Raw genomic sequence first — 8053 nt, 5'->3', positions numbered from 1 at the left:
AATCAATTAGTCGATTGGAGATTAATTTCATAAATAATTTAAAATCCGGACTACGATTTTTGAATCAATCAAAAATCGTAGTCCGGATTTTACTGTTAGAGAACCAAAAATTAATAGTTAATTCCCAGCCTCTCTTTTCTTTTAACATTATAAAATTTGAACCTTCTAAGCTGGATTCTTTCTTATATTTCAACATTAGCAACAAGTTCAATTGGACAGTGACTTGAGCCTTTAACATCTGAGAGAATCTTGGCTTCTTCAATTCGTTCTTTCCATACATCAGAAACTAAGAAGTAGTCGAGACGCCAACCTACATTTCGTTCCCGTGCGTCATACCGATAACTCCACCAGGTATATGCACCATGTAAATTAGGGTGGAGGTAACGGAATGTATCCGTCAAGCCAGCATCAAGTAATTTACCAAAATCAGATCGTTCTTGTTTTGTAAAACCGGCTTTATGATGATCTTCTGTTGGTTCTGCTAGGTCAATTGGTTGATAGGCAACGCTCATATCACCGCCAATGATTACTGGCTTACTACTTTGTAAATTAGTAACATAATCAAGAAAAGCGCGATCCCAGTCCAGCCGATAATCAAGATGTTGCAGCTTTTCGCCGGAAACTGGGACGTATACATCAATCAAATAGAAGTTTGGATATTCGAGCGTGATTAGTCGCCCTTCTTTATCAAAAATTGAATTATTCATTCCGTATATAACGTTTTCTGGCTTATATTTAGTGAAAATGGCGGTACCAGAATAGCCCTTCTTTTCCGCATAATTCCAGTATTGGTAATAATTAGGAATTTGAAGCGGTTCTTCGCCTTTATCCAATCGTGTACGTTGTAGACAGAAGAAGTCAGCATCTTGGCGCTTAAAATCTTCGACAAATCCATGATTAATGGCTGACTTCAAGCCATTGACACTCCAAGAAATAAATTTCATGTTAATCCTTCTTTCAATTTAACCAAACCGTGTCTCTGTAATAATTGTACAAGGAATTTGATTTTTCATTAAGTAATAAGACTCTTTTTGTGATTTTTGATACAAAAACTTTTGTGGATGTTAAATAAAAATATTCATATTGTATATACAATAATATCAACTTTAAGAATAAAAAGGTCAATATATTAAGGGAATCGCCTACTTATATTGAAAACGTTTATATAATATTATTTATATATAAAGTTACGTTTATCACAAAATTGTCAAAGAGTCACAACTTAGAGGAGGGTGTCTAATGACTTCAAAGTATGAAACAGAGTCGAAAGGTTACACGATGACAACCGTAATGCAGGAAGCTGCACGATGTTTATTATGTCATGATGCACCATGTTCACAAGCTTGCCCAGCACATACTAATCCAGCAAAATTTATTCGAAGTGTTCTTTTTCGTAATGTTAAAGGGGCAGCTGAAACGATTCGGGAAAACAATGCGTTAGGATCAATCTGTGCGCGTGTTTGTCCAACTGAGCGTTACTGTGAAAAGGCATGTACCCGGGCTAAAATCGACGGACCAATTGATATCGGTGGGATTCAACGGTATGTCACTGATATGGAGCGAAAGATGAATATGAAGATTCTTAAAGCTGGTAAGCCAAACGGGATGAGTATTGCCATCATTGGTAGTGGCCCATCAGGTTTACAGGCAGCCACGACTCTTCGTGAAAAGGGCTATGCAGTTGATATCTATGAAAAAGCTGCTAAGGCTGGCGGTTACTTGACCTACGGCATTCCTGAGTATCGGTTGCCGGAAGAAATTGTGGATTATGAAGTTCAACGAATTGTCGACCTTGGTGCGCACATTATCTATAACACAACTGTCGGAAAAGATATTTCAATGGATGACCTTAAAGCTCGTTACAATGCAGTAATTGTTGCTATTGGGACAAGTGAAGCAAAGATGCTTCCAATGTTTGAACACAATATCTGTACTGAATCAGCAATCTCATTCCTAGCCCGGGCAAAAGAAAGTAAGGGTAATTTAGAAGATCTTCCGCAAAATGTCCTTGTTATTGGTGGTGGGGATGTTGCAATGGATGTTGTAACAACCTTAAAGAAGCTTAACGTTCCTTATGTTACCGATGTTGTTTATGAGCAGTTTGATGAATTCAAAGCTTCTAAAAAGGAACTTGCCGGTGCTCAAGAAGCTGGTGTAACAATTGTTGACGGTTACGTTCCAAAAGAAGTTCATCAGAATCGTGCTACCTTTACTCACCGGAAGATTAAGAGTGAATTAACTATTACTGCTGATAAGATTATTTTAGCAGTTGGTCAAAAAGCGAATGCAGAAGGACTAGACATTGACTTACAGCATAATGAAATTCCATTCCGTGAACCACGATTCCGGACAAAAGATTCCAAAGTTTTTGCGACTGGTGATATTGTTGCCGGAGATAAAACCGTTGTGGTAGCAGTACAGAAGGGAAAAGAAGTAGCAGAAGAAATAGACCGGTTGTTAGGAGGACAAGAAAATGATTAAAAAAGATTTATCTGTAGACTTTTTAGGCGTTCATTTTGAAAATCCATTTTGCTTGTCGTCCTCACCTGTTGGGAACTGTTACGAAATGTGTAAGAATGCATATGACGCCGGTTGGGGCGGTATCGTATATAAGACTTTATCACCAACACACTTTAAGATTGATGAAGTTTCTCCTCGGTTCGACGAATTAGCCAAGGAAGACATGCATTTTGTTGCCTTTAAGAATATGGAACAATTATCAGAACACCCCTTGGAGCAGGACTTGGCTGATATGCGACGGTTAAAAGAGGAATATCCCAATAAAGTCTTGATTGCTTCAATTATGGGTGAGACATTGGAAGATTGGACCAACCTGGCTAAGTTAGTAACTGAGGCAGGGGCTGATATGATTGAATTAAACTTCTCTTGTCCACAGATGACTTCTCATACCATGGGTTCAGATGTGGGAACTAATCCAGAATTATGTAAGAAGAATTGTGAAGCTGTTAAACGCGGGACTAGCCTTCCAGTTCTTGCGAAGATGACACCAAATATTACGACGATGGTTCCGGTTGTTAAGGCATGTCTAGAAGGAGGGGCAGATGGCTTCTCCGCAATCAATACTGTTAAATCAATTGTTGATGTTGATCTGAAGAAGAAGGTTGGTTTACCAAATATTGATGGTAAATCTTCTGTTTCTGGATTATCTGGGAAAGCTGTTAAGCCAATTGCTTTACGTTTCTTACAACAATTACGGTCAGCAGCCGGCCTTGAACAACTACCGATTTCTGGAATTGGGGGAATTGAAACCTGGGAAGATGCTGCTGAATTTATTCTTTTGGGTGCCACTACTCTCCAAGTTACAACTGCGATCATGGAATATGGTTATCGGATCATTGATGACCTTACTAATGGTTTAATGCATTACATGGAAGAACAGCATGTAGACCACCTTCAAGATCTTGTCGGCTTAGCTAATAAGAATATTATTCCTACTAATCAGCTTGACCGAAATTACAAGGTTTACCCTAAGATTGATTGGGATAAGTGTATCGGTTGTGGACGTTGCTTTATCTCATGTCAAGATGGTGCTCACCAAGCATTAACTTGGGATGATGAAAAACGGCAACCAGTTTTTGATAAGAGTAAGTGTGTCGGTTGTCAACTGTGTGCACTTGTTTGTCCTGTAGGGGCTATTAAGTTAGGCCTTGTTGAGATTAAGCCGGGCCACAAAGGTAATCCAGCAGAAATCGATGTAGGATCTCAACGTCTTCATCGCTATCACCCGGTAAAGGCTAATCAAGAAAATTAATTATTAGTTTTCCTCATATATGAAAAATCGAACTGCAACTTTGTGAAATGTAAAATTGTAGTTCGATTTTTAGCTTTATTATGTCACATTGTAACTCTTAAATTACTGCGAGGGGTACTTTTTTATTTGGTGATGGGAACTCTTTTTGTAAAGCAAGTAACTCATCATCACTTAGTTCAATGTTACCAGCTGCAACATTTTCTTCAGCATGTTTTGGGCTGCTGCTCTTTGGAATAGCAAGGACATTTCCAATTCTTAAGACCCATGCAAGCATGATCTGACTAACGGTCATATGGTGGTTTGCGGCAATTTCTTTTAGTAGCGGATTCTCGGTTAACTTTCCAGATAGACTGTCACCCTGTGCAAGGGGAGAGTAGGCTATTAATGGAAGCTGATGCTGTTTCATTAAGGGAAGGAGGTCAAATTCAATTCCGCGACTATCGAGATTATAGAGATCTTCGTTGGCAACGCAATCAATGCCATTTTTAAGGCGCCATAATTCTTCAAGATCACTGACATCGAAGTTTGAGACTCCCCATGCTTTAATCTTTCCTGCCTTTTTAACTCTCTCTAATTCGTTGACTGTTTCTGCTAACGGAATCCCACCCCGCCAGTGTAAAAGGTAAAGGTCAAAATAGTCTGTTCCTACGGCAGCTAAACTTTGGTCTAAACTATGCTCAAGTTTTGTCTTGCTGGCATTTGAAGGAAGAACTTTATCAATTAAGAATAGCTTTTCCCGACTATATGGTTTGATGGCCTCAGCGACAAGTGCTTCAGAACGACCATCGCCATACATTTCCGCAGTATCAATAGCTTGTGCGCCAACGTCAATTGCAGTTTGAATGGCTTTAATTTCTGTGGACCGATTGACGAGAGAATTTCCCATATTCCATGTTCCGATTCCAATTGCGGGCATTGAAACATCATTGATTGTGACTTTTTTCATCTTGCGCGGCTCCTTTCTATTTTCCTACTTCTATTATATTCTTTTTAGTCAATGGTCCCTAACATATTAGTTGCATTTTAGCTGAAAGCGTTTAACATAGACAATGAATAAGAAAGAAAGGAAGCATTCTTTATGGCTAATGAATTACAAAACCGTAATAATTTATTCGATAGTTTGATGAACATGCGTAACTGGATGAACGATGATTTCTTCTCTAACCTAACTCCAGTTGCTGATCACATGAAGACAGATGTTACAGAAGATGACAAAAATTATACCGTAAAGATTGACATGCCTGGATTTGATAAGAAGGATATTCACATTAATTATGCCAATGATATTTTGACAGTTACTGGTCATCGGGATACCTTTGATGATGATGGTGATAAGGATGGCAATGTTCTGCATTCTGAACGTCGGTATGGCCAAATGAGTCGGCAATATCCTTTGCCAGATGTAAATAAGAAGGATATCAAAGCTCAATACAAGAATGGTGTTTTGACAATTACTCTTCCTAAGAAGGATGAGACTGATGACGATGAAAATCATATTGATATTGAATAATTAAATTAAACTGAGTAAAGAGTTGTGGAAAATTACTTTCTGCAACCCTTTATTTTTCATCCGTTTCTTGAACATATGTTTGATTGAAGATATAATAGTATTTACTGAAGCGATGGAGGTATTCTCATGATGGGGCGAACATATATGGCAATCGATTTAAAATCATTCTATGCCTCGGTCGAATGTACTGAGTGTGGGCTCGATCCCTTAAACGCTAACCTCGTAGTTGCCGATGAATCGCGAACTAGTAAGACTATTTGTCTCGCCGTCTCACCAGCTTTAAAAAAGTTTGGCGTTTCTGGTCGCCCGCGATTGTATGAGGTGGAACAACGGGTAGCGTACTTGAATAATCGTCGTGCCAAAGAAATGTCTCGCCAGCGATTATCACCAGTTGTTTCAATTTACCGGGATGAACTATTAAAATCACCGGAACTTAAAATTGGTTATAGGATTGCGCGCCCACGAATGAATTTTTATCTTGAAAAAAGTGCCGCCATCTATGAAATTTATTTACGCTATTTACCACCAGAAAAGATCCACGTTTATTCTATTGATGAGGTAATGATGGATATTACTGATTATCTTAATAAGTACCATGTTAGCGCCCGTTCTTTAGCTAAGGAAATCATCCAAACAATTAAAGCAGAGACACAAATTACTGCAACTGCAGGAATTGGGACCAATCTTTTCTTAGCGAAAGTAGCGATGGATATAGTAGCTAAACGGATTCCAGGGGATGAAGACGGGGTCCGGATTGCACAGATGAATGAACATACTTTTCGCCGTTACCTTTGGGCGCACCAGCCACTAACAGACTTTTGGCGAATTGGTCCTGGATATGCGCGACGACTAAAAAAGCTAGGTCTTCATACAATGGGAGATATTGCTCGTTGTTCTTTGGGAAAGTTATCTGATCCAATGAATGAAGAAGTATTATACCGCGAATTTGGAAAAAATGCGGAAATCATTATTGACCATGCGTGGGGATATGAGTCAGCCACCATTAAAGATATCAAAAATTATCATTCATCAGATCATGGGGTGTATTCTGGGCAGGTGTTGCCTCGACCTTATAACTTTACAGAAACCCGGTTAGTGATTCAAGAGATGGTTAATTCATTAGCTCTCCAGTTAACCAAGCAAAACTTAGTAACTGATCAAGTAGCTTTAAGGGTCGCCTATGATGTTTCTAATATATCGGAGGATTACCAAGGACCATTAGTGACAGACTTCTATGGACGCCAGGCGCCAAAGCCAATGCATGGAAAAGCTAATCTTTCCTTACCGACTTCATCTGGTACAGAATTGATGGAGGCATTTATGAAGTTATGTGATTCTGGCCTTGACCGGCGATTGACAGCTCGTAAAATTACGGTAATAGCGAACCACCTTCTCTCACCACGGCTTGCCAGATTGGCGAATTATAATGAGCAGTTAGATTTATTTACGGATTCAACGAAAAAACATAAGAATCGTTCCAAAGTTCAAGAAAAGGATCAAAAACTACAAAGACTTGTCCTTGATTTGCAAAATGAGTACGGTAAAAACGCCATTATTCGAGCGGCGGATTTGAAAAAAGGTGCTACTCTTTTGGAAAGAAATAATCAGATTGGAGGGCACCAAGCATAATGGAAAATGAAGATTTGCTGAAAATAGAAAAAAGCTTGTTTAGTGATACCTCAAAGTATCGTGATATTATCAACACCCCTCGGCATGTTTCTCAAGCTCATACGCCAATGACCACCGAAGATCGCGCTGCTCAGTTTTCTCCTTTTGCGGCCTTGACCGGCTACCATCAATTATTAGCAAAGGTAGGGGAAAAGTATGGTCATAAAACTTATCCCACAGCTGAGATGAGGCATCGAATTAGAGTCCAACTTGCCATGATTGAACGGGGCCGATCACATCCGTTAATAAAAGTTGAATTCTTTAATGGTAAGATTGGTTTTTATGAAGAATACACGGGGCAATTAAAACGAATTGATCACCATGCTCACCACCTAATATTTGATGACGGAACAAGGCTTATAATTCAAAATATTCGTAAAATTAAAAGAGGTCAGCAAAACTGATCTCTTTTAATATAAGGTATACGTTAAAATGCTTGAATAAGTTTCATGATTCCGAACACAATCAAGAATATTGAAACTAACCATACCACTGTAATAGCGGAAAGTAATGGGCTAAATAAAAGAATAACTCCTAATACCAAACTCAAAATTGCTAGAATTACAATGAACCAGTAGTATCCACGATGAAATTCCTTGAAAAACTTCGCACTGATCAACTCAGTGATAGAATCAAGGATAAACCAGATAGCGAAGATGATAGCAATGAAGAGTACCCCAAAGCTTGGTTGGAAAAGAAAAATAATTCCTAAAATGATATCTAAAATTGCAGAAAAAATTAACCAACCTGAGGATTCTCCTAAGATTCGACCGATTCGTTGACGGAACCATAATTCATAAATTCCGCGGAAAATAAAAGCAATTCCGGCAACAATGGCTAAGAAGTGAAGGGTTTTATCTGGCCGCGTGAATGATGCAATTCCAGCAATGATAAATAAGACTCCAACAATTAGGCTAAACCAGTCAAAGCCCTTTTTAGTTTCTTCAAACATTGAAAAACCTCCCTAAAAATAAAATTATTAATATCATAGTTCAAATGGGTTAATAAAACAAGAAGAAAGGAAATCTCAACAAGGTAGTATAATACATATAGGATGAAATAGTAAACAACCTAAGATTAGTTGTATCTGTCAAGTTTTCATA

At 38.5% G+C, this 8053-nt stretch carries 9 protein-coding genes; 6 read left to right on the top strand and 3 right to left on the bottom strand.

Going from position 1 to position 8053, the window contains the following annotated elements:
• Nucleotides 1-227, top strand: a 227-nt coding sequence (locus tag AACL61_RS09870; protein WP_423245869.1) for a hypothetical protein, incomplete at its 5' end; no start/stop codon positions are given.
• Here the strand turns inward: AACL61_RS09870 and AACL61_RS00750 are convergent.
• The gene (locus AACL61_RS00750) at nucleotides 183-944 is read right to left on the bottom strand and encodes an exodeoxyribonuclease III (protein WP_035152996.1); all 762 of its coding nucleotides are present in this window, start codon (nucleotides 942-944) and stop codon (nucleotides 183-185) included. The two genes, AACL61_RS09870 and AACL61_RS00750, sit on opposite strands and share 45 nt — an antisense overlap.
• Before the next feature lie 295 nt (nucleotides 945-1239).
• Between AACL61_RS00750 and AACL61_RS00745 the strand changes: the two genes are divergently transcribed.
• Both AACL61_RS00745 and preA read left to right on the top strand, forming a co-directional pair.
• The gene (locus AACL61_RS00745) at nucleotides 1240-2481 is read left to right on the top strand and encodes an NAD(P)-dependent oxidoreductase (protein ID WP_102816857.1); all 1242 of its coding nucleotides are present in this window, start codon (nucleotides 1240-1242) and stop codon (nucleotides 2479-2481) included.
• Nucleotides 2474-3772, top strand: a complete 1299-nt coding sequence (gene preA / locus AACL61_RS00740) for an NAD-dependent dihydropyrimidine dehydrogenase subunit PreA (protein WP_003664227.1) — start codon at nucleotides 2474-2476, stop codon at nucleotides 3770-3772. The genes AACL61_RS00745 and preA overlap by 8 nt, the downstream gene beginning before the upstream one ends.
• A gap of 97 nt (nucleotides 3773-3869) precedes the next feature.
• On the opposite strand, the gene AACL61_RS00735 is transcribed toward preA, so the two are convergent.
• Complete coding sequence (locus tag AACL61_RS00735; RefSeq protein ID WP_102816858.1) at nucleotides 3870-4718, bottom strand: aldo/keto reductase; 849 nt, start codon at nucleotides 4716-4718, stop codon at nucleotides 3870-3872.
• Nucleotides 4719-4850: 132 nt separating this feature from the next.
• Here AACL61_RS00735 and AACL61_RS00730 point away from each other — a divergent pair, with 132 nt between their 5' ends.
• The 3 genes from AACL61_RS00730 to AACL61_RS00720 all read left to right on the top strand — a co-directional run bounded on the left by AACL61_RS00730 (nucleotide 4851) and on the right by AACL61_RS00720 (nucleotide 7354).
• On the top strand, nucleotides 4851-5282 hold the full coding sequence (locus AACL61_RS00730) for an Hsp20/alpha crystallin family protein (RefSeq protein ID WP_339110837.1): 432 nt from the start codon (nucleotides 4851-4853) through the stop codon (nucleotides 5280-5282).
• A 126-nt stretch (nucleotides 5283-5408) separates the two neighbouring features.
• A complete protein-coding gene (locus AACL61_RS00725; protein ID WP_102816859.1) occupies nucleotides 5409-6911 on the top strand; it encodes a Y-family DNA polymerase in 1503 nt (500 codons plus the stop codon).
• Entirely contained in the window at nucleotides 6911-7354 is a 444-nt protein-coding gene (locus AACL61_RS00720) for a hypothetical protein (protein ID WP_098046980.1), read from the top strand. Before AACL61_RS00725 ends, AACL61_RS00720 begins: the two co-directional genes overlap by 1 nt.
• A 23-nt stretch (nucleotides 7355-7377) precedes the next feature.
• On the opposite strand, the gene AACL61_RS00715 is transcribed toward AACL61_RS00720, so the two are convergent.
• A complete protein-coding gene (locus AACL61_RS00715; protein ID WP_098046979.1) occupies nucleotides 7378-7902 on the bottom strand; it encodes an HdeD family acid-resistance protein in 525 nt (174 codons plus the stop codon).
• Between the last annotated feature and the right edge of the window lie 151 nt (nucleotides 7903-8053).

It is taken from the genome of Limosilactobacillus reuteri subsp. porcinus (genome assembly GCF_036621895.1).
GTDB lineage: Bacteria > Bacillota > Bacilli > Lactobacillales > Lactobacillaceae > Limosilactobacillus > Limosilactobacillus reuteri_J.
This window is presented reverse-complemented; position numbering and strand designations above follow the sequence as displayed.

What these genes read in the sequence shown, in the direction of transcription:
- AACL61_RS00750 (WP_035152996.1), bottom strand. Translation starts at nt 944, where the DNA reads ATGAAATTTATTTCTTGGAGTGTCAATGGCTTGAAGTCAGCCATTAAT.
- AACL61_RS00745 (WP_102816857.1), top strand. Translation starts at nt 1,240, where the DNA reads ATGACTTCAAAGTATGAAACAGAGTCGAAAGGTTACACGATGACAACC.
- preA (WP_003664227.1), top strand. Translation starts at nt 2,474, where the DNA reads ATGATTAAAAAAGATTTATCTGTAGACTTTTTAGGCGTTCATTTTGAA.
- AACL61_RS00735 (WP_102816858.1), bottom strand. Translation starts at nt 4,718, where the DNA reads ATGAAAAAAGTCACAATCAATGATGTTTCAATGCCCGCAATTGGAATC.
- AACL61_RS00730 (WP_339110837.1), top strand. Translation starts at nt 4,851, where the DNA reads ATGGCTAATGAATTACAAAACCGTAATAATTTATTCGATAGTTTGATG.
- AACL61_RS00725 (WP_102816859.1), top strand. Translation starts at nt 5,409, where the DNA reads ATGATGGGGCGAACATATATGGCAATCGATTTAAAATCATTCTATGCC.
- AACL61_RS00720 (WP_098046980.1), top strand. Translation starts at nt 6,911, where the DNA reads ATGGAAAATGAAGATTTGCTGAAAATAGAAAAAAGCTTGTTTAGTGAT.
- AACL61_RS00715 (WP_098046979.1), bottom strand. Translation starts at nt 7,902, where the DNA reads ATGTTTGAAGAAACTAAAAAGGGCTTTGACTGGTTTAGCCTAATTGTT.